The sequence below is a fragment of the Pseudoalteromonas sp. GB56 genome, assembly GCF_054923835.1.
This window is the reverse complement of sequence record NZ_JBPCHK010000001.1, coordinates 1004355-1024153: the sequence shown is the minus strand read 5'-3', so window position 1 is coordinate 1024153 and position 19799 is coordinate 1004355. Positions and strand designations below refer to the sequence as shown.

Genomic DNA, 19799 nt, shown 5'->3' with positions numbered 1-19799 from the left:
AATGGCATACCGACTCGAATGAGCCGGTATTAATGCCCCCTAAAGCGTAAAGGTTAGACCAGCAACCACTTTACGCTCTGAGCCAATATACTCAGAAGTAATCGCACCGGTTGACCAATCCGTGCCCGCTACGTTAGTCATATATTGTTTGTCTGTAAGATTCTCAACTGAGAAATCAAAGCGTAGATTATCCACCAGCTGATATTGAGCGTTTAGATTCACCAAGGTGTAGCTTGGTAAATGGGTGCGGTAATAGCTTTCGCGGCTCGAGCGATATTGCAATTGCGCACCAACAAACCACTTATCAAATTGCTTACCTACTCCCCAGTTGACGCTGCGCTTGGCACGTAAGACTAAGTCTTGGCCTGTGGTATCATCCTGAGCATCCACATAGCTAAAGTTTGCGCTGTGCTGCAGACCAAAAATATCTTCCAACTGTGCACTTACTTCAATCCCTTCGAATCTGGCTTGGTCAACATTTTCAGGGCCATTCATTCCCCACGCAATTAAGTTATCAAACTTGTTTTGATACACAGCTACATCATATTGAGCAACACTCGTCGCGATGCGTAAGCCAAGTTCCGCGTTTGTAGACTCTTCCGCTTTCAAGTTTGGGTTAGTGCCCCAAATAGAACTGGCGTCATTAAATGTCGGCGCTTTAAACCCAGTGCCATAGCTGGCGCGCAACGTTGCGATATCGGCCAGTGGCACACCCACAGATAGATTGTACGTCGCCTCACCACCAAACGCGCTGTGATCGTCATTACGCACAACAAGGTTGGTTTGAATCGCATTATTGTCAAAATAGGCCCCTACATAAACGCCTTTGTTGCTGCGAGTTTGTTGGGTGAAACCCGATGTTGGTTGGTCCCCAGAAGCATAGGCGTTAATTGAATCGCCGACGTCTTCATAGTAATAATCAAGACCTGAGCTAACCGTTAGCGCATTATTGAACACATAATTAAGTTGGTAACTTACTTCGTCACGCTCAGTGATGTAATGATTCGCGATGTAGCCTTCATACGGATTTTGCAAACTATTGAGGTTATCGTCTTTGACCAAGGCTGTTTTCAACGTATGTGCAAAAGCACCGTGTGATTTTTGCCAACCGAGAGAAAGGTGGTAGGTTTTATAATCACTGATGTCACTGCTGCCGCCGTCATATTCAACTTCCGCATCACTGTATTGGCCAATAAACTCAACTGCCCCAAAGCGATTAAGGTCATACCCTAAACGCGCGCCAATATTGGTATTTTCATAACCATCACGGTCTGGGTCTTGGTTTGTAGTGACATTGTATCCATCAGTCTTTTCAAACCCTAAGTTGAATGCAGCTTTAAAATCGCCTTGTGTGAACGCATATGCACCTTGCGCATTCACATAGTTGTCACTGCCGCTGGACAAAGACACACTGCGACTATCGCCGGTTCGAGTAATAATGTTGATGACCCCTGCCAAGGCATCAGAACCATACCAAGCAGCGCGTGCACCGCGGATAATTTCAACGCGTTCAATGCTGTTTAGCGAGATGGTTTCAAGCGATTTGTAGCCAAGGCTTGCTGAGCCAATGCGCACACCATCAACGACGACTAAAGAGTGTCGGCTTGCCGCACCACGAATAAATAGGCTGGTTGTTTGCCCTTGACCGCCCGTACGAACAATATCAATGCCCGCGTAGTTAGACAGTAAAGCCGGTAAGTCGCGAACGCCCGCGCGCTCGATGTCGTCACGCGTGATTACGTCAACACTGGCGAGAACATTTTCAATAGACTGCTCAAATTTGTTAGCAGTGACTGTGATGTGTTCGATTGATTGTGACTGTGCTGCCACAGACGCAGAAAAAAGTGCCGTTAATGACAACGCCACTGGAGTTTTGATTAGCATGTATTTTCCTTAGCCTGAGCCCACCGCACAGGAAGAATGGTTAATAAAATGCTATGGCCGGTCTCCGGACTGATTGGCGTACACACCAAAATCACCGTTGCGGGGGCAGCGTAGGATTCTCACCTACTTCCCGATTATCCCTGAGTATTCATTTGCTTAATACCAGTTCTCTTAAATATGTGATCAGATATAGCGCAGGACAAATTACATGATAACAAGACAAATTTTTTCATATGTAGTTACTCTACTTAGAAAAAGTTTAACGCCGTGAGCATGATATTTAGCCCGCTAGGATGATTAGCTATTTAAGTTAATTGGTATAAGCGATTGATACTACAAGGCACCATAACAAGGCGGCGTTATTGTGCGCAGTAAGGAGGGGAAAGTCAATGGACGTCTATACATCCATCGACTAAATACTTAGAACTTAAACAACTAAGCTAGGTGAGATTAGTCGCGGAAGTTCTTGAACTGGAAAGGCTGACCCAACTCGGCACCACGGATCAGTTGCATCACCTCTTGTAGGTCATCACGCTTTTTGCCCGTTACACGCACTTCTTCACCTTGAATTGCAGCTTGCACTTTGATTTTACTGTCTTTAATTGCTTTCACAACTTTCTTAGCTACATCTTTATCGATGCCCTGCTTGATAGTCACTTTACGAGTCACATATTTGCCATGCAGATCGGCTTTTTGAATCTCAAAACTGTTAACATCTAAACCGCGCTTAGACGCTTTACTCGCAAAGATATCGAATAACTGCATCACTTGCTGCTCAGCTTCAGCTGTTAGTTCGATATGCTCATTATTTAATTCAATTTTTGCATCAACACCACGAAAATCGTAACGCGTTTCTAGTTCACGTTTGGCATTTTCCACTGCGTTTTTTGCTTCGCTCATTTCAATTTCAGAGACGATATCAAATGAAGGCATGGGCCTCTCCTAAATATATTTTTTCAGATTATACCCTGAGAATTGCAATTTTGTGCATTAGTACACAGTGAATTCAGTTTTTAGTTTGTTATACTGCCAGCGTTTTTTCCATTTTCATAAGGCAGAGATAGTGACACGTCGGGTTTACCAAGGTTTGTTTTTAGTCAGTCTTATCGTATGTACTGCGCTCTTTGCGAAAGAAATTAAAGGAGCGGCCTTAAACCTGTTCCCGCATGTGGATAAAGTGGCCCATTTCGGTATCTTTTTCATCCTCGCTTTTATTATGGACAAGGCGTTCAAAATCCCACTTGTGGCGCAAATTATCTTGTTGTGTGCATATGGTGCGGCCATTGAGTGGATGCAAGATATGTTGCCGTATCGCCAAGCGTCAATGGGAGATTTTATTGCGGATGCAAGCGGTGCAGCAAGTTACTTTGTGTTGCATTACTTGTGGCAAAAACGATGTCAAAAACACGCATAAAGCCGGTTCATGTTCTTGGCCCTGGCGCGCTTGGCTTGGTGTTCTCCCATCAATTAAGCGCCCGCCACCGTGTTACCCTCGTCACCAAGCCAACGCATCCAACAGCCTATTCCTACACCTTTGCACAGCACACCACACCTTTGCGTGTTGATGTTGCCAGTGCTGTGAAAGAACCTATCACTGAACTTTGGCTTTTTACCAAAGCGCATCAGTGCAAATCAGCATTGTTCAGAGTGCTTGAACATTTACACCCTAACGCCAATATCATACTCAGCCACAATGGTATGACTGATGTCGCAGAACTCGCTGACTTATTGAGCCCGACACAAGGCTTGTACTTTATGCTCACCCAACAAGCGGCATATAAAAACAAAACCGATGATGTCATTCATGTCAGTCAAGGACCAAGTACTATTGGCGCAGTGAATCACATAGCAAAAACCCGCCTTGATTCTCTGTTGTGTGATTGGCAATGTGCTATTCCTCTGTTGAGTAAAAGCAATGACATCTTCCTAGCTCGCTGGCAAAAACTGCTAATAAATTTAGCTATCAACCCAATCGCTACCTACTATAACGAGCTCAATGGCGCGTTAACATCACCCCGTTATGCAAGTGATGTATTTGCATTGCTGAATGAAGCTATCAATGTCGGGGGCAAAGAGGGCGTTGAGTTGCACTTGAGTGACGCCTTGGCTCAGGCTTATAAAGTGATGGCAAATACCGCAGGGAATCGCTGTTCTATGCTGCAAGACAAGCTAGGAGGCAGGGAAACGGAAATTGATGCTATGTGTGGATATGTGGTGACTCTGGCGCGCCAGCACGGGCTAGCAACGCCAGTTAATGAACTTTATTATCAACGAATTAAGGTCGGTAAACCTTAACCGTCTTAAAGCCATTCTCATGTAGGATCAACGCTTGGAGTTGGCTCATCACGCCCTTAGCACAATACAAATAGTATTCTTTGTCTTGCGGTAAATCACCAAACTTGGTTGCTAAGCGGAAAAACGGTAAATGAATCACTTCCACACCATCGAGCTCAAGTGGGTTCGCGTCTTCTTCCTCAGGTGAGCGAATATCGACAACCACTGAGCCTGCAGGCAACTGAGACACCGACTCAGCTTCTTTCACTTCTTCTTTTGCGGCCGTGTCTATTTCACGCACATCAATCACTGTCGCGTTTTCAACAACCGTATCGAGAATATCAAAGTCGAAGTTTTGCTCTTGCTTTTCAATAACGCTCAACTTGGCTTTCACGGTTGGCTTGCGCGAAATTACACCGCAGTATTCAGGCATAGCTTCGGCCATTTCCGAAGTGCCAATAGCACGCGCAATATCAATGATATCTTGCTTATCGTATTGAATAAGTGGGCGTAAGATCAGGGTATCTGTTACTCGGTCAATCACGCTCAAGTTTGCCAGTGTTTGACTTGATACTTGGCCGATACTTTCACCTGTTACCAATGCAGCAATGTTCAGCTTCTCAGCCACTTTACTACCCGCACGCATCATCATACGTTTAAGTACCACGCCCATCTGGGAATCTTCAATGTTCTCTAAGATCTCAGCTACGACGGGTTCAAAATCTACAGTGATGAATTTTACTTTGTGTGTTGAGCTGTATTGTGACCACAAGTAATGACTCGCTTGCTTCACACCGATTCTCATGGGCAGCGCCACCAAGATTGAAGAACAAGAAATGCGTGCGCGCGCCTTTGCGGATCATCTGATAGCTCGCCACACCCGAGTCAAAGCCACCTGACATGAGAGACAGCACGTCTTCTTGTGTTGGCAATGGGAAGCCACCCATACCACGGTGTGCATGCGTGACGATATAAGCGCGTTGGTCTTTAATCTCGATTTTTACGGTGACTTCAGGGCGGCTTAGTTTTACGCGCGCGCCTTCAACGTGTTGATTTAAACCACCACCAACGTAACGCTCAACATCTGTAGAGGTAAAGTCATGGTCACCTTGGCGCTTACAGCGTACACAGAAAGTCTTACCGGCAATTTCATGTGCCAGTAGACGCTGAGCTTGCTGATAAATGTCATCAAGGGTGGTGAATTCAACTTCCGTCACTTCATTGAACAGCACGATACCAGGAATACGACCAAGCGCATCGGCCATTTGCACGCCCACGTTCGTATCTTCAGCGACCGATTCAACGGTTAGGTTATCCCAGTTGTTGCGCACTTTAACGTGCTCATCGATGCGACGCATCATGATCTTGATGTTGTTTTCCAACACTTTGGTGAAACGCTTGCGAACAGATTTACTCTTTATCGCAATTTCAGGGTGTAATTTAACAATAAACTTGATCATGACTTACTCGCAGCAGCTCAATTTGGTCGCTAATCACAATAAAAATGCGACCCATAGATTCGAAGCGCGCGATTATATCAAAACCGCACGCTTACGGAAATAATAGCGAATAGGTCGGAGCTTTGCTTAATCGTTTTCTTGGCGCTGGGCGTAACTTTCTTTGAGTTTGACGAGCTGTACTCGCCCTTTATCAGTCGCGAACGCAGCGAACAGGGTGATAATTTTTAATAGACCTTGGAAGATGTCTGAACGCTTAAGCTCGCCACTTTGGCGGCGCGCTTTGATGTATGGCGTCCAAAAGCTTACTGTGAGCTTTAACATGTGCGTCAGTTCAGCTGCATCTTGCTCTTCAATTTTAATGATGTCTTTTTTGTCTAACGCGATAACTATGTCGCGCACTTGCTCAAACAAACGCTGTTGAAACGCGATGTAATCCGCTTTTAAGGTGGCATCACGGGCCAGAATATCTGTCATGTTGTCATAGAAGAAATGGAAGTTCCACATCAGTTCAAACAAGGCGTCAAAGTAATGAGTTAATTGAGGAAGGACATCCAAATCATCTTGCAATGGCTTAAATTGAGTATCTAAGTGCTGACGATACAACATAAAAATATGCCTAAGGATGTCTTCTTTATTCTTAAAGTGATAATAAAGATTGCCTGGGCTTATCCCGAGGTGGGCAGCTATATGGTTTGTTGTGATCGCTCGTTCACCATGAAGATTGAACAACTCAATGCTCGCCTGAATAATACGTTCCTTGGTACTCATACTTAACTTCTACTGCCTAGTTTACTGGTTCTACCGCCTTAGATTGTTAGCCAGTATAAACAATGTTTGCGCGCATCCACAATGGTGTACCTCTGTGTATTTAGGATCTCTTGTTTAGGGCTGGCAACTGAGAGAAAGATTGTTAAAATGCGCTCATAAAAGTATAAAAAATGAGAAACCTCATGAAGGTAACCGCACTTTATCCAGGCACCTTTGATCCACTGACTAATGGGCACCTTGATCTAATTGAGCGTGCAGCGAAAATGTTCGATCAAGTCATTGTGGCGATTGCTCATAATCCAAGTAAGAAGCCCTGCTTCACTTTGGATGAGCGCGTTGAGCTGGCAAAAAGAATTGTCACACACTTAGACAATGTTACGGTGATAGGATTTAGTGGTTTGCTTGCAGATTTAGCAAGAACACAAAAAGCCAACGTGCTCGTTCGTGGCATTCGTGCGGTATCCGATTTTGAGTATGAATTCCAGCTTGCCAACATGAACCGCAGGCTAAACCCAGATTTGGAAAGTGTATTTCTTACTCCCGCAGAAGAGAATTCATTTATCTCTTCCACCTTAGTAAAGGAAGTCGCGTTACATGGCGGTAACGTGTCAGAGTTTGTCGCTCCTGAAGTGGCACAAGCATTAAAGGACAAATTATCATAATGGCATTTGCAGCACGCAGTTCATTTGTTTTAAGCACATTATTCCTATCAGCACATGTACATGCATCGCCTTGGATAGATACAGATGCTCCATTGCTACGCAGCTCGGTAGAAATGCTTGTTAATCAAGGGGTAATAAAACGACCTGTGAATACTTACCCACTGATGTGGCAAGGTATTGCGCAGGATTTACATGGCGTTTCAGTAAATCAGCTATCACCACAAGCGCAATTTGCTTATCACCATCTGCAACATGCACTGAAGTTCGCTCAACAAAAATCGAGCTCAAGTGTGCGTGCTTTCACCAATTCTGAGCCGCAAACATGGCAAGGGTTTGCACCCCGAAATCAGGCTAAAAGTGGCATTGAAACGAGCGGGCAAATCACAGGAAAAGTAGTAAGCGCGAAACTAAGCGTTAACTACCGAGATGAAAGCCTCGACGGCAAATATGTTAACTATGACGGTAGTTACCTAGCTGTATTGTTAGGCAATTGGTCTGTCAGTGGTGAAATGGTTAACCATTGGTGGGGCCCAAGCCAAGAAAACCCACTGGTGCTTTCAAATAACGCCCAAGCCATGAAAGGTGTGCGTTTATCTCGCCACAATAGCAATTATGTCGGTCCTCAATGGTTGTCTTTTATCGGCTCATGGAATTTCACAGCGATTGCGGCAAAGCAACAAAGCCAAGTGAATAAAATTGACGACATAAAAATTGAAGACGGCGACTTTTGGGGTTGGCGCTTTAGCGCAACCCCCATTAATGGATTAGAGATTGGCGTGAGCCAAACCAATACTGATTGGTTACACTACCCTGTTGATAGCTTTACGACTGAAGTGGCACACGAGCAAACGCTTAGCTCTGTTGACTTTAAATACTCAACCTTATTGGGTGAGTTCCCCCTTTCTGTATACGCCGAATATGCAGGCCATGCTGAATCTGCGCTTGTAGCCGAGGATGGAGCCTTCACAGTTGGCTTGCAAACTCATTATGGCACGAGCACATCGCTGCTAAGTAGCTACTTAGAATACACCGACACACAAAGCCAGTGTTTTAATGCTGCGCCTGATTACAATTGTAATTATGGTGACATCAGTATTGGACAAGGTTACCAACATCGTGAGCAAAACTTAGGGCCAACGATTGGTGCAAATGCCGAAGCGATAACATGGGGAGCAAGCTATCACACCATGGGGGGTTATGCAGGTCATATGAAGCTTGGGCGAATCGAGCGAAATGACACAGATATCTCACGCCTTGAATTAGGCTACCAGCAAGGTGTGTTTGGAGCATTAGCCAAAATAACGGGTCATGTATGGCGCGAATCCAATAATGTTGATTCAGATACGCATACCGCGCTAAGCCTCGCGCTGGAATATCGTTTTTAAACAGTTACCAGCGCGGCACAACCCCAGAAAATCGCGATTTATAATTAGCACGATAATCATCATGGCATCATTGAAGTTGATGCCTGTTGAATAAAGAGTCCACAACCACCAAGCGTCTGTGTTTCCTAATACATCAAAGTCGATGAAAATAGCTGTATGTAACAATGAATTGCAACAAAGGAAGAAGCAGCAATAGTAAAATGCTGCTGTTCTATAACGATATTTTTGAACCCAAAATATGCAGGCTATAGTCAATAAATCAGCGAGTATATAGCTAGGATATAAGAAGTAATTGGGTGAAATAGGTGATGTGCATGCGTATGAAATATTGATAATAACCGTTATCCATAAAGGAGAACGGCTTCTCATAGAAGGGTCTGAGTAACTAACTAAATTAAACAGGAGCGCCATCATAAAGCCCCAACTAACGAATGCTTCGATTAGCTTGCTAAGATCTTCTGAAACAATAAACATCTACAACTTCCTAGCTAATTTCTTAACTCTCTCGCTCCTTCACTTTATATGTTTGGCTAGCAATCTTAATCCCAAGAAGTCCCTGTTCACTATCAGTGCTAATATCATCATAACGTCATTGATATTAATGCCGATTGAGTAAACACTCCATAACCACCACGGTTCTCTATTCCCATGAATCACAATATCTAAATACATTGCGCTATGCAGTATCGCATTGAGCGCCAAACCAAAAATACAGTAATACAATGCAGCAGTAATCTCACGCCTTTTCTGTATCCAATAAATGATAAAGATGGTTAAAACATCTGCTATTGGGTAAACAGCATAAACATAATAACCGATATCTAAGAATGAAGTGCTGAGATAAGAGATACTTATAGTTAAAGAAATTAATACTGGAGAACGCTTACGGGCTTTGGCGTCCGAGTAGCTGACTAAGTTAAACAACAAGGCCATCATGAAACCCCAGTTAACAAAAACAGCTAGCAACTCCGCCAAACTTCCATAAATAAAAAACATCTAAGAAATGTCCCTATGCGGCCTTAAAGGTTGCATCAAATTGGCTTCGCACATATCGACCTAGCCTGCACAATCCCAAAAAGTCCCTGTTTACAGTAAGTGCGATTATAAGAACGAGGTCATTGACGTTAACTCCAATAGAATAAAAGCTCCATAGCCACCAAGGTTCATAATTGTTGAAAAAAGCCACATCTATATATATGGACACGTGGAGTAGTGCATTAGCCGATAACACCAAAACGCTATAGTAAAATGAAGCTACTTTTGGGCGCTTTAATTGGAAAATCACTAATAATGAAATTGTGATCAGATCCGCAGTCATCCAAATAAGATACTTACTCAGTTCACGACCTACAAATGATGTCGAAGCATAAGAAAGGCAGACTACCAAACAAACCCACAATGCTGATTGTGGCCGATTTTTGGGCTCTGAATAGTTAACTATGTTTACAAGGAGAGCCATTAACAGCCCCCAATTTACAAAGGCAGACAAAAGTGCGCCCACCTCTCCAGATAAAAAAAGCTCATACAACTCGAAAGGATTAATCAACACTCCGAACTCTCTGTAAGTTAGTACAACTGCGGAAAAATCGAATTACGTACCCTAACCCCATAAAGTCCTTATTAAAAATCAATGCAAAAATCAAAATAATGTCATTTACATTAATCGCAATGGGATAAAAATTCCATAGCCACCAAGGTTCGTAGTTACCAAGAATACTTAAGTCATAAAATAATGTTAGATGTAATACCGCATTACAAACCAACACTCCTACACAGTAATATAAAGCAGGGTACACTAGTGTCTTGCGTTGTAAGGCTAACAATGTAATGACAGTAACAATATCTGCAGCAGCCCAAATTACATATTGCTGCATGCTCACATCAAAAAACGAAGTTGCTAGATACGAAATATTTATAATGAAACATAATTTAAGAGGTGATCTAGGTCGCCTGCTTGGTTCTGAATATGCTACTAGATTAAACAGCAGGGCCATCATTAATCCCCAACTTATAAAAGCAGAGGTTAACGTTGTAACTTCTATATATGAAAACAATTCAAATATTTCTGAGGAGTCTAGGGGCATGTTTGTGGGTTACATAGAAGTATAAGAGGCACACTTCGGTAACTGCAGTATTATGCATTGAGAATAGTGAAATTGTGAGCTTCAGTTCGTTTTATGAACTTGACGATGTTCCGTTTGAGATAATTTCCTAACCTGATAAAGCCAAGAACATCCCTATCCACTATCAATACAACTATCATAAGCAAATCAGCTGTATTAACTCCTATTGAGTATAAGCTCCAATACCACCAAGGATTTTCATTACCAACAACAACTCTGTCAATGTGCATTAATAAAAACAATAATGAATTCACTGTTAGGCCAATAAACACATAGACTACACCGGGGGAAACTCTAGACTTTGTTACGAAAAAAATGGGAGTAAGAAGAAGTAAAGTGGCCATATCGTACAAAAACCAAGTTTTGTATATTTCATGGCCTGCAAATACATCATAAAAATAATCACTAGCAAAATATGACAGAAACATCACGACACTTACAAACAGAAGTTTCATATCCCGTTTAGCTTTAAAGCCAATAAGCATCAAATTGAAAAACATCGCCATAAGGAAGCCCCAAACTACGAAGGCCCCCATAAATATCGCAAAGCTTTTCTCAAAATACATCCGTCATCCTACAGAACTCTCTAGTTCTCTTTTTCTTAGGCTCAGAAACCTCACCACCACCACGCTGTAATTCAGCTTCGCTAGCAGCTAGTGCATCACTAGATAAAGTCACTGTATCAGATTGTAGTGTCTGAGTGCTAGTACTTTGCGCTGTAGGTTGCTGCGTTTGTTGTTGTAGTGTTGTATAAGTTTGCGCTTGAACTTGTGTATTGGTATTAACTTGCATTGTTAATCTCCTTTAAAAATTAAGTTAACTATCTATTAACACTTATGTCAAATTTAACACAATAAGTGTTTGTGTCACACATCAAAGAAAAATCTTAGCGACTACAACAACTAATGCAGATCACGTGCCAATATTCATTGACACGTTTAATACTAAGCAATTTGCTTACAAGGAATTTCACCAACCTGAACATGCTGTAGGTAATAATCCATCGCTACCTCATCACAGTTCTCTTTACGCAAGCAAAGCTCACAGTCTTTCATGACCTTTTCTGGCAAACTGGCCTTACTGCTATCTGCAAATCCAAGTTTAGCAAAGAATTCGGGCACTCGAGTTAAAACGATCACTCTTTTGAGTGCCAATTTTTTGGCTTTCACAAGTAAATGATCCACTAAAAAGCGCCCTTGTCCTTTCACTCCACTACTGGGATCCACACCTAACGATCGGATCTCAGCCAAACCGGTGTCGTAAATATAAAGCGACGCGCAGCCTGTTACTTTACCGTCGACTTCAGTGACCGCGAACTCGTTTATTGAGTGCACCATGTCACTTTTTGCTCTGGGTAGATTTTCTCCTTCACGCGCCCAATACTGAATAAGTTCGCTGATCGCTTCAACATCATTTAAGTTCGCATCGCGCACAGTAATATGATGGTTTTGCTTAGCTTGCTTTATCGCTAAGCTAACTTGTTCAGGTGATGTACCACCTAACGCTTTGCGCGCCGCAAGGCAAGCATCAAGTTCTAGCACCGGATAGACATCAGATTCTATAACTGGGCTTACTGCTTGGAATTGTTCCAACGTTAGCTGTTCAAGATTTTTACCTTCGCCAATCGCAATTTGCACCAATTGACCTACGATATGATGCCCTTCACGGAATGGGATCCCTTTAGCAACCAAATAATCAGCGAGCTCAGTGGCATTGGCATGGCCTCCCTGCGCCGCTTCTTTAGTTCTGTCACCATTCACTTTGATGCCATTGATGCATGATTGGGCCATATGTAAACACGCAAGCCATGTAGGAAGCGCATCAAAAAGCCCTTCTTTATCCTCTTGCATGTCTTTGTTGTAAGCCAATGGTAATGACTTCAAAGTCATCATCATCGCACTCATTGAGCCAAAAACACGACCCGTTTTGCCACGGATAAGCTCTAACGCGTCTGGATTTTTCTTCTGCGGCATCAGCGAAGAGCCTGACGTAACGTTGTCGGCCAATTCAACGAATCCTGCCTCTCCTGAATTATAAAAGATCAAATCTTCAGCAAAGCGCGATAAATGCAGCATTGAAATCGACGCTGTACTGAGCAGTTCAACAACAAAATCTCTGTCAGATACGGCATCAAGACTATTGCGGGTGGCATTGGCAAAACCCAAATCATGAGCCAAAAGTTGACGGTCGATAGCGTATGCTGTGCCCGCCAGTGCGCCACTGCCTAGTGGACACTGATCCATGCGTTTTACTGCATCTTCTAGACGACTGGCATCACGTTCAAACATTTCAACATACGCCATACACCAATGACTAAAAAGTACTGGTTGTGCGCGTTGTAGATGGGTATAGCCTGGTAATACAGTGCCAAACTCACGTTCAGCCAATGCAATGAGCGCTGTTTTGGTTGCAGTAATCGCTTCAGCGATGGTGCTTGCTGTCTGTTTACACCAGAGGCGGAAATCTGTCGCCACTTGGTCATTTCGACTGCGCCCTGTATGCAATTTCTTGCCGAGATCACCGACTTTGCCAATCAAGGCTGCTTCAACGTATGAATGAATATCTTCATCTCCACTCACAGCAACGCTTTGTGGATTTTCTTTCACTTCATCAAGCAATTCATACAGTGCGTTGACCAACGCGATGTGCTCGTTGTCATTTAAAACGCCCACACGATTTAAAGCACCCGCCCACGCGACAGAGCCAATAATATCCTGCTCCGCCATTACATAATCAAACGGCAGCGAGTCGTTAAACTGCTTAAAAGCTTCATCCGGTCCTGCTGAGAACCGTCCACCCCATAGTGCCATACCCTTCTCCTGCCTTACTTCTTAAGTGCCGCGATTCTGCTTGAAAGTGAGAATAAACGGATAAAACCTTCCGCATGCGACTGGTCATATACATCGTCTTCGCCAAAGGTGGCGAAATCTTCACTATATAGGCTGTTTACAGATTGCTTCTGTACTGCAACAACCTGGCCTTTATACATCTTTAACACAACTTCACCTGTTGCATACTGCGCGAACGCTTCTGCCGCAGCCAAAATGCTTTCTTTTAAAGGTGTAAACCAACGACCGTCATACACTAGGTGTGCGAATTCACCGCCGAGCGTCTCTTTCCATTTACGGCTTGCTTTGTCCAGCACTAGCTCATCAATTGCTTGCAATGCCGCCATCATTACCGTGCCTCCCGGTGTTTCATAACAACCGCGCGACTTCATACCAACAAGACGGTTCTCTACGATGTCAACGCGACCCACACCATGCGGCGCAGCAAGTTCATTGAGCTTAACCAAACACTGATAAGGACTTAGTTGCTCACCATTTACGGCAACAATTTCACCTTTTTCAACACTTACTGTGACGAACTCAGGTTGGTCTGGCGCTTGCTCTGGCGAGTTAGTCCAAGTCCAAACCTGATCACTTGGCTGGCACCATGGATCTTCAAGCTCACCACCTTCATGAGAAATATGCCATGCATTCGCATCACGACTGTAAATTTTAGTCGCTGACGCTGCGCACGGAATATCACGCTGCGCTAAGTAATCCAGTAAAGACTCACGACTTGATAGGTCCCACTCGCGCCACGGAGCAATCACTTTTAAATCAGGCGCTAGGGCTGCAAAACATGACTCAAAGCGAACTTGGTCGTTACCCTTACCCGTACAACCATGTGACAGTGCATCTGCGCCCACTTTGCGCGCAATTTCAACCTGCGCTTTGGCGATGATTGGACGCGCCATTGAGGTGCCAAGTAGGTAAGTGCCTTCGTAAATTGAACCCGTTTTAAGGGTTGGGTAAATGTAGTTGGCAACCATCTCTTCTTTTAGGTCAACGATATGGCATTCAGAAGCACCCGATGCGATTGCTTTTGCTTCTACACCTTCAAGCTCTTCTTCACCTTGGCCAACATCAGCCACGAACGCGATTACTTCACAGCCATAGTTTTCCTTTAACCATGGAACAATGGCTGATGTATCCAGTCCACCCGAGTAGGCCAATACAACTTTTTTAATAGTGCTCATCTCAAGTCCTTAAAAATTTGGGTTTAATAATGTAACTAGCAAAGCGTTTTGCGCGTGCATGCGGTTTTCTGCCTGCTGAATAATCTTTGATTGCTCGCCATCCATCACTTCCGAAGTAATTTCAAACTCACGGTGTGCGGGTTGGCAATGTAAAATTGTTTGGGCGCCAGTCATATCTACCAGCTGTTTATTAAGCTGATATGGCATGTACTTTTCTTTTACCTGTTCAAGTGGCGTGTTATCCCCCATAGATACCCAAGTATCGGCATAAAGTGCATTCGCACCTGCCGCAGCTTCAACACGGTCACTGACAAGGATAGACGCTCCTTTACTCGCCGCAATTTGCTCAGCTTGTTTAACTATCTGTGCGTCAGGGCCACTGCCTTTGGGGCATACAGCCACAAAATCAGTACCAAGGGTCGCCGCGAGTAGCATCAATGAATGAGTAACGTTGTTTCCCTCGCCTAAGTAAGCGAGCTTTAACTGGCTCACATCGCCATGCACTTCTTGTAGCGTCAAGAAATCGGCTAGTGCCTGACATGGGTGGTATAAATCACACAGAGAATTCACCACAGGTTTTGCTGAGAACTCGCTAAGTTCCTGCAAGGTTTTGTGTTGATTTACACGGGCTACGATAGCATCCGCCCACGCGCTGATGTTCAGAGCAAAATCTTTCACCGACTCACGTGAGCCCATTGCCCCATTTTGCTGATCTAAATACACTGCGTGTCCGCCTAACTTATGAATACCAATATCAAAGGTTAAACGAGTACGAAGGCTCTGCTTTTCGAATAAAGTAACGATTGATTTGCCCGCCAGAGCCTGTGAATAATCACTCGGGTGCGCTTTAATCTTTTGCGCTAAAGAAAGCAGTGAAAGAATGTGTTTTTCGTCTAGCTCAAGGCCAGTAATAAAGTCTTGTTTCATAATTATGTCTACATCGAAATTTGAGTACCTACGTGCTCACCATCGAGCAACGCAATTAAGTTTTCTGGCTTTTGCCAACTGGAGATATAGACACCTCTTCGTAAGTGCTGGGCAGCAAGAAGGCTGGTCTTCACTTTGACCTCCATCCCGCCCGAAATCACTCCTTCCTCAATTAATTGCGCAATCTGTTGCGCATTAAGCTGATGCAAAGCTTGGCCATTTTGGTCCAAAACGGCTTCAACATCCGTCATAAAAATAAGTTCCGCTGCCAATGCTTTTGCAATTGCCGCTGCGGCTTCATCCGCATTAACGTTGTACCACTGACCTTGCTCATCAAAACTAATCGAGCTCACTAGCGGCAAACGACCTTGTTCAAGTAACATTGGTACAATTGAATCCGTCGCTTCTAAGCATTCACCCACGCACCCTAACGCTTTTAGCTTCTGTTTCGCCAACACTCCAGCTTCATATAGGCTTAGTCCCACAGGCTTTAACTGGTTTTTCAAGGCACAACCAAGTAGTTGCTTATTTGCGCATCCAGCCAATGCACCGACGATATACGGCATTTGTTCAGCAGGACTGATACGCAAACCTTGATGCTTTGCTGTAGCAAATCCAGCATCCTGTAACCATCTGTCAACCAGCGCGCCGCCACCATGCACAACGACATAGTGAGCGTCCTGCTTAGTCGCTAAAGCAGCAAACAACGCATTGAGTGCACCGAGGTTATTAAGCACCGCACCGCCGAGTTTAATGACCCATGTTTTCTTCGTTGAATTCATTACTGCCTCAAATTAAACCTGTGTTAATAGCTAATCCTGCATTAAGGTTCATGCACTGCAATGCTTGCCCTGATGCGCCTTTCAATAAGTTGTCAATCGCTACGCTGATAATGAGTTGCTGACCTTGCAAGTTCCAACCGATGTCTACAAATGGCTGTCCATCGATGCCCTTAATTGATGCCACTTGTCCTGCCCCCAATAAACGGATCAAAGGCTCATCAGCTAACACTTGGTAAGCCTTGCTGACATCGTCAATGGCAATATCACTGTTAACCTGCGCGTAAATAGTCGCCAAAATACCGCGTTTGAAGTTACCTAGGTGAGGAGTGAACAACACAGGCGCGCTGAGATATTGTGAAATTTCCGGTGTGTGTCTGTGATTGAATAACCCATAAGGCGCGAGTGAGACTTCGCAGAAATGCGTACCAATATTTGCTTTTCTACCTGCGCCAGTCACTCCTGAGACGGCATTTATAATGATTTGGCTATCATCAGCTAAAATACCTGCGTCTTTGAGAGGTTTTAGAGCGTTAAGGCTGGCCGTAGGGTAACAACCCGCAACAGCGACTAGCTGTGCATCTTTAATTTTGTCACCGTACCATTCAGCTAGGCCGTATACCGCTTGCTCAAGTAGCTCAGGATGCTGGTGTGTAAAGCCATAATACTGATCATACAGTTCAGGCTGTGAAAGACGGAAACCACCAGATAAATCAAATACTTTAAGACCATGCTCTAAAAAAGTCGGTGCCAGTTCTACACTCACTTTGTGGTCAGTACACAAGCACACGGCATCCGCTTCTTTGATGATGAAGTCCATCGCCAAATTGTCTAAACCGGTAAGCGGTAAATCAACAATGCCTCTGTGTTCTGGGTATAACTGGCTTAATGGTTTGTTTAGATCAACGCTTCCTTCTGATACATAACAACCAACAAGATTAAAATAGGGGTGTGAAGCAACTAACTTTGCCAGCTCAGCACCGCTGTAGCCACTCGCACCAATTATTACAATATTCATTTACAACACGCTCAATTTCAGAAATAAATAACAGGCGGGAAGCCCGACGAAAAAAGGGAGCACGCACCCGGGAGACCGGTGCGTACTCGAACTATCGTCGATGCGATATGCTAAGAAGGTGAAACGCCATCAAAAAAACCAATATTTATGCTTAAAAAGTGAATTGATATTCACTATAAAGGCATTTATATTGTTATGCAACAGTTGTGAATAATTATTTGGAATTAATATGCAAACCCCTGATTTTCTCGAGCTTTATAAGCAGCTCATTGCTTCGCCTTCCATCAGTTCGCTCGACCCACGCCAAAGCCAGAGTAATAAAGGGGTAATTGAGCTATTAGCAAGTTGGTGTGAATCACTCGGATTTACCTGCCAAGTCATTGAATTAGAGAGCGCGCCGGGAAAATTTAACCTCCTCGCAAAACGCGGTGAAGGCGCAGGTGGTTTGATGCTAGCAGGTCATACCGACACAGTGCCGTTTGACGAAGGCCGCTGGCAAATGGATCCCTTCACTTTGACTGAGCGTGACAACAAACTTTTTGGCTTAGGAAGCATTGATATGAAGGGATTTTTTGCCTTTGTACTTAACGCTATTTCTGAGCTTGATAGCACCAAGCAGCAACAACCGTTATTAATTCTCGCCACTGCGGATGAAGAAACCACGATGGCGGGTGCACAGGAAGTCGCAAAATACCCAGATTTAAAGCCTGCTCGATGCATTATCGGCGAGCCTACAGACATGGTGCCTGTATTTACGCACAAAGGACATATGACCTCGGCTATCCGTATCATTGGAAAAAGTGGTCACAGCTCGGATCCAGACCGTGGTGTTAACGCCATAGAGGTAATGAATTTAGTGATTCAAAAGTTGCTTGTGTTAAAAGAGGAACTTAAGAATAAATATTCAATTGAGCATTTTGCCATTCCATACCCTACCCTCAACTTGGGTCACATCCATGGCGGCGACAGTGCCAATCGTATTTGTGGCTGTTGCGAGTTGCAGCTTGATATGCGTCCATTGCCAGGGCTCAGCATTGCGCAATTGCAGGCGATGCTATTAGATGCAACCAAAGAAATTAATGCTCGCTACCCTGGATGCGTTGAAGTATGGGATATGCATGAACCCATTCCAGCATTTGCCGGCACCACTGACAGTGCTTTAGTAAAACTTGCAGAGTCGGTATCACAGCAATCAGCTGTAGCGGTAAACTATTGTACCGAAGCCCCTTTTATTGCCCAACTGGGCTGTGAAACAATCGTAATGGGGCCAGGTTCTATTAATCAAGCCCACCAGCCAGATGAGTTTTTAGCACTCGAGAAAATCGTGCCTTCTCAGCACATCATCAAAGAAATGATTCATAAAAGTTGTTGGTAGTCATGAACTAACACAAAAAAAGCCCCTCATTTGAGGGGCTTTCGTATCTAATCAACAAGATTCAAAGATTAGTTAAGACCTAGCTTTTGTAGCTCAGCTTCAACCATTTTTGCAGAAAGTGGCACATAACCATCTTTTTCAACAATTTTCTGGCCAGTCTGTGATAGAACCATCTTGATGAATTCAGCATCAATTGGTGCTAGTGGTTTGTTCGGGTGCTTGTTAACGTAAACGTATAGGAAACGTGATAATGGGTATTTACCCGTTGCTACATTCTCAAGCGTCGCGTCAACAAACTTGTCGCCTTTCTTCGCTAGCGGAACGGTGCGAACACCTGATGTTTTGTAACCGATACCTGAGTAACCAATCGCATTCACTGAAGAAGAGATTGATTGCACAACTGATGCTGAACCAGGTTGCTCGTTTACGTTATTACGGAAGTCACCTTTACACAGTGCTTTCTTTTTGAAGTAACCGTAAGTACCAGATACTGAGTTACGACCGTAAAGTTGGATGTCTTTCGCAGCCCAATCACCTTCAAGACCTACTTCACCCCAACGGTTCACTTCTTCTGATGCGCCACACTTACGTGTAGATGAGAAGATTGCATCAACTTGGTCGATACGTAGACCTTCAATTGGGTTATCTTTGTGTACAAATACGGCTAGCGCATCGATTGCTACACGAATTTCAGTTGGCTTGTAGCCATAACGTTTTTCGAAAGCTTCGATTTCTTTAGACTTCATCTTACGGCTCATTGGACCGAAGTTCGCAGTACCTTCAGTCAATGCAGGAGGAGCTGTTGAAGAACCTGCTGCTTGAATCTGAATGTTTACGTTAGGGTAGATACGTTTGTACTCTTCTGCCCAGAAAGTCATCATGTTGGCTAAAGTATCTGAACCAACAGATGAAAAGTTGCCTGAGATGCCGCTTGTTTTTTCGTACTCAGGGATTGCTTTGTCAGTAGCCATTGCTTGACCTGCAGTCAGAGCACTGATAGCAACGCCCATTGCAGCAACTAAGTTTTTAAATTTCATTGGGTTCTCCAATTAGTTCTTCCCGTGTTTCAACTGCAGCCATTGTGCAGTGATTAAATGACAGTTAGATTACTTAAAAATGA

19 protein-coding genes, 1 pseudogene and 1 riboswitch are annotated in these 19799 nt (G+C 43.9%); of the genes and pseudogenes, 6 read left to right on the top strand and 14 right to left on the bottom strand.

Annotation, left to right across the window (positions count from 1 at the left end; all coding sequences use genetic code 11):
- Positions 1 to 39: 39 nt before the first annotated feature.
- Entirely contained in the window at positions 40 to 1884 is a 1845-nt protein-coding gene (locus tag ACH19P_RS04870; RefSeq protein ID WP_462157388.1) for a TonB-dependent receptor domain-containing protein, read from the bottom strand.
- Between the two features lie 38 nt (positions 1885 to 1922).
- Positions 1923 to 2066, bottom strand: a riboswitch (cobalamin riboswitch).
- Positions 2067 to 2334: 268 nt separating this feature from the next.
- The gene (locus tag ACH19P_RS04865) at positions 2335 to 2817 is read right to left on the bottom strand and encodes a YajQ family cyclic di-GMP-binding protein (protein ID WP_462157387.1); all 483 of its coding nucleotides are present in this window, start codon (positions 2815 to 2817) and stop codon (positions 2335 to 2337) included.
- Between the two features lie 130 nt (positions 2818 to 2947).
- Here ACH19P_RS04865 and ACH19P_RS04860 point away from each other — a divergent pair, with 130 nt between their 5' ends.
- Both ACH19P_RS04860 and ACH19P_RS04855 read left to right on the top strand, forming a co-directional pair.
- Complete coding sequence (locus tag ACH19P_RS04860; RefSeq protein ID WP_462157386.1) at positions 2948 to 3298, top strand: VanZ family protein; 351 nt, start codon at positions 2948 to 2950, stop codon at positions 3296 to 3298.
- Positions 3280 to 4179: a ketopantoate reductase family protein gene (locus tag ACH19P_RS04855; protein ID WP_462157385.1), complete on the top strand. Its 900-nt coding sequence runs from the start codon at positions 3280 to 3282 to the stop codon at positions 4177 to 4179. The genes ACH19P_RS04860 and ACH19P_RS04855 overlap by 19 nt, the downstream gene beginning before the upstream one ends.
- Here the strand turns inward: ACH19P_RS04855 and thiI are convergent.
- Positions 4160 to 5618, bottom strand: a pseudogene (thiI, locus tag ACH19P_RS04850) (tRNA uracil 4-sulfurtransferase ThiI). The gene ACH19P_RS04855 and the pseudogene thiI sit on opposite strands and share 20 nt — an antisense overlap.
- A 126-nt stretch (positions 5619 to 5744) precedes the next feature.
- A complete protein-coding gene (locus tag ACH19P_RS04845; RefSeq protein ID WP_462157384.1) occupies positions 5745 to 6386 on the bottom strand; it encodes a TetR/AcrR family transcriptional regulator in 642 nt (213 codons plus the stop codon).
- A 182-nt stretch (positions 6387 to 6568) separates the two neighbouring features.
- Between ACH19P_RS04845 and coaD the strand changes: the two genes are divergently transcribed.
- Together coaD and ACH19P_RS04835 are read left to right on the top strand one after the other, a co-directional pair.
- Complete coding sequence (gene coaD, locus ACH19P_RS04840) at positions 6569 to 7048, top strand: pantetheine-phosphate adenylyltransferase (RefSeq protein ID WP_462157383.1); 480 nt, start codon at positions 6569 to 6571, stop codon at positions 7046 to 7048.
- Positions 7048 to 8433 (top strand): capsule assembly Wzi family protein, encoded by a 1386-nt coding sequence (locus tag ACH19P_RS04835; RefSeq protein ID WP_462157381.1) that lies wholly within the window; start codon positions 7048 to 7050, stop codon positions 8431 to 8433. Before coaD ends, ACH19P_RS04835 begins: the two co-directional genes overlap by 1 nt.
- Here ACH19P_RS04835 and ACH19P_RS04830 read toward each other — a convergent pair.
- Both ACH19P_RS04830 and ACH19P_RS04825 read right to left on the bottom strand, forming a co-directional pair.
- Positions 8404 to 8907 (bottom strand): hypothetical protein, encoded by a 504-nt coding sequence (locus ACH19P_RS04830; RefSeq protein WP_462157380.1) that lies wholly within the window; start codon positions 8905 to 8907, stop codon positions 8404 to 8406. The genes ACH19P_RS04835 and ACH19P_RS04830 overlap by 30 nt on opposite strands.
- A gap of 39 nt (positions 8908 to 8946) precedes the next feature.
- On the bottom strand, positions 8947 to 9429 hold the full coding sequence (locus tag ACH19P_RS04825; RefSeq protein WP_462157379.1) for a hypothetical protein: 483 nt from the start codon (positions 9427 to 9429) through the stop codon (positions 8947 to 8949).
- Between the two features lie 831 nt (positions 9430 to 10260).
- On the opposite strand from ACH19P_RS04825, the gene ACH19P_RS04820 reads away from it, so the two are divergent.
- Positions 10261 to 10542: a hypothetical protein gene (locus ACH19P_RS04820; protein WP_462157378.1), complete on the top strand. Its 282-nt coding sequence runs from the start codon at positions 10261 to 10263 to the stop codon at positions 10540 to 10542.
- Between the two features lie 25 nt (positions 10543 to 10567).
- Here the strand turns inward: ACH19P_RS04820 and ACH19P_RS04815 are convergent, their stop codons facing one another.
- The 7 genes from ACH19P_RS04815 to argC all read right to left on the bottom strand — a co-directional run bounded on the left by ACH19P_RS04815 (position 10568) and on the right by argC (position 17304).
- Positions 10568 to 11122 (bottom strand): hypothetical protein, encoded by a 555-nt coding sequence (locus ACH19P_RS04815; protein ID WP_462157377.1) that lies wholly within the window; start codon positions 11120 to 11122, stop codon positions 10568 to 10570.
- Positions 11112 to 11348 (bottom strand): hypothetical protein, encoded by a 237-nt coding sequence (locus ACH19P_RS04810; protein WP_462157376.1) that lies wholly within the window; start codon positions 11346 to 11348, stop codon positions 11112 to 11114. Before ACH19P_RS04810 ends, ACH19P_RS04815 begins: the two co-directional genes overlap by 11 nt.
- A gap of 152 nt (positions 11349 to 11500) precedes the next feature.
- Positions 11501 to 13366: an argininosuccinate lyase gene (gene argH / locus ACH19P_RS04805; protein WP_462157375.1), complete on the bottom strand. Its 1866-nt coding sequence runs from the start codon at positions 13364 to 13366 to the stop codon at positions 11501 to 11503.
- Between the two features lie 14 nt (positions 13367 to 13380).
- On the bottom strand, positions 13381 to 14580 hold the full coding sequence (locus ACH19P_RS04800; protein ID WP_462157374.1) for an argininosuccinate synthase: 1200 nt from the start codon (positions 14578 to 14580) through the stop codon (positions 13381 to 13383).
- 9 nt (positions 14581 to 14589) lie between these two features.
- On the bottom strand, positions 14590 to 15507 hold the full coding sequence (locus ACH19P_RS04795) for an ornithine carbamoyltransferase (protein ID WP_462157373.1): 918 nt from the start codon (positions 15505 to 15507) through the stop codon (positions 14590 to 14592).
- Between the two features lie 8 nt (positions 15508 to 15515).
- The gene (argB, locus tag ACH19P_RS04790; RefSeq protein ID WP_462157372.1) at positions 15516 to 16289 is read right to left on the bottom strand and encodes an acetylglutamate kinase; all 774 of its coding nucleotides are present in this window, start codon (positions 16287 to 16289) and stop codon (positions 15516 to 15518) included.
- Between the two features lie 7 nt (positions 16290 to 16296).
- Entirely contained in the window at positions 16297 to 17304 is a 1008-nt protein-coding gene (argC, locus tag ACH19P_RS04785) for an N-acetyl-gamma-glutamyl-phosphate reductase (RefSeq protein WP_462157371.1), read from the bottom strand.
- 229 nt (positions 17305 to 17533) lie between these two features.
- Here argC and argE point away from each other — a divergent pair, with 229 nt between their 5' ends.
- Positions 17534 to 18679 carry an acetylornithine deacetylase gene (argE, locus tag ACH19P_RS04780; protein WP_462157370.1) on the top strand — a complete coding sequence of 382 codons (1146 nt, stop codon included), beginning with the start codon at positions 17534 to 17536 and terminating at the stop codon, positions 18677 to 18679.
- A gap of 68 nt (positions 18680 to 18747) precedes the next feature.
- Here argE and ACH19P_RS04775 read toward each other — a convergent pair whose 3' ends face one another.
- On the bottom strand, positions 18748 to 19716 hold the full coding sequence (locus ACH19P_RS04775; protein WP_462157369.1) for a PstS family phosphate ABC transporter substrate-binding protein: 969 nt from the start codon (positions 19714 to 19716) through the stop codon (positions 18748 to 18750).
- Between the last annotated feature and the right edge of the window lie 83 nt (positions 19717 to 19799).

What these genes read in the sequence shown, in the direction of transcription:
- ACH19P_RS04870 (WP_462157388.1), bottom strand. Translation starts at nt 1,884, where the DNA reads ATGCTAATCAAAACTCCAGTGGCGTTGTCATTAACGGCACTTTTTTCT.
- ACH19P_RS04865 (WP_462157387.1), bottom strand. Translation starts at nt 2,817, where the DNA reads ATGCCTTCATTTGATATCGTCTCTGAAATTGAAATGAGCGAAGCAAAA.
- ACH19P_RS04855 (WP_462157385.1), top strand. Translation starts at nt 3,280, where the DNA reads ATGTCAAAAACACGCATAAAGCCGGTTCATGTTCTTGGCCCTGGCGCG.
- ACH19P_RS04845 (WP_462157384.1), bottom strand. Translation starts at nt 6,386, where the DNA reads ATGAGTACCAAGGAACGTATTATTCAGGCGAGCATTGAGTTGTTCAAT.
- coaD (WP_462157383.1), top strand. Translation starts at nt 6,569, where the DNA reads ATGAAGGTAACCGCACTTTATCCAGGCACCTTTGATCCACTGACTAAT.
- ACH19P_RS04835 (WP_462157381.1), top strand. Translation starts at nt 7,048, where the DNA reads ATGGCATTTGCAGCACGCAGTTCATTTGTTTTAAGCACATTATTCCTA.
- ACH19P_RS04830 (WP_462157380.1), bottom strand. Translation starts at nt 8,907, where the DNA reads ATGTTTATTGTTTCAGAAGATCTTAGCAAGCTAATCGAAGCATTCGTT.
- ACH19P_RS04825 (WP_462157379.1), bottom strand. Translation starts at nt 9,429, where the DNA reads ATGTTTTTTATTTATGGAAGTTTGGCGGAGTTGCTAGCTGTTTTTGTT.
- ACH19P_RS04820 (WP_462157378.1), top strand. Translation starts at nt 10,261, where the DNA reads ATGACAGTAACAATATCTGCAGCAGCCCAAATTACATATTGCTGCATG.
- ACH19P_RS04815 (WP_462157377.1), bottom strand. Translation starts at nt 11,122, where the DNA reads ATGTATTTTGAGAAAAGCTTTGCGATATTTATGGGGGCCTTCGTAGTT.
- ACH19P_RS04810 (WP_462157376.1), bottom strand. Translation starts at nt 11,348, where the DNA reads ATGCAAGTTAATACCAATACACAAGTTCAAGCGCAAACTTATACAACA.
- argH (WP_462157375.1), bottom strand. Translation starts at nt 13,366, where the DNA reads ATGGCACTATGGGGTGGACGGTTCTCAGCAGGACCGGATGAAGCTTTT.
- ACH19P_RS04800 (WP_462157374.1), bottom strand. Translation starts at nt 14,580, where the DNA reads ATGAGCACTATTAAAAAAGTTGTATTGGCCTACTCGGGTGGACTGGAT.
- ACH19P_RS04795 (WP_462157373.1), bottom strand. Translation starts at nt 15,507, where the DNA reads ATGAAACAAGACTTTATTACTGGCCTTGAGCTAGACGAAAAACACATT.
- argB (WP_462157372.1), bottom strand. Translation starts at nt 16,289, where the DNA reads ATGAATTCAACGAAGAAAACATGGGTCATTAAACTCGGCGGTGCGGTG.
- argC (WP_462157371.1), bottom strand. Translation starts at nt 17,304, where the DNA reads ATGAATATTGTAATAATTGGTGCGAGTGGCTACAGCGGTGCTGAGCTG.
- argE (WP_462157370.1), top strand. Translation starts at nt 17,534, where the DNA reads ATGCAAACCCCTGATTTTCTCGAGCTTTATAAGCAGCTCATTGCTTCG.
- ACH19P_RS04775 (WP_462157369.1), bottom strand. Translation starts at nt 19,716, where the DNA reads ATGAAATTTAAAAACTTAGTTGCTGCAATGGGCGTTGCTATCAGTGCT.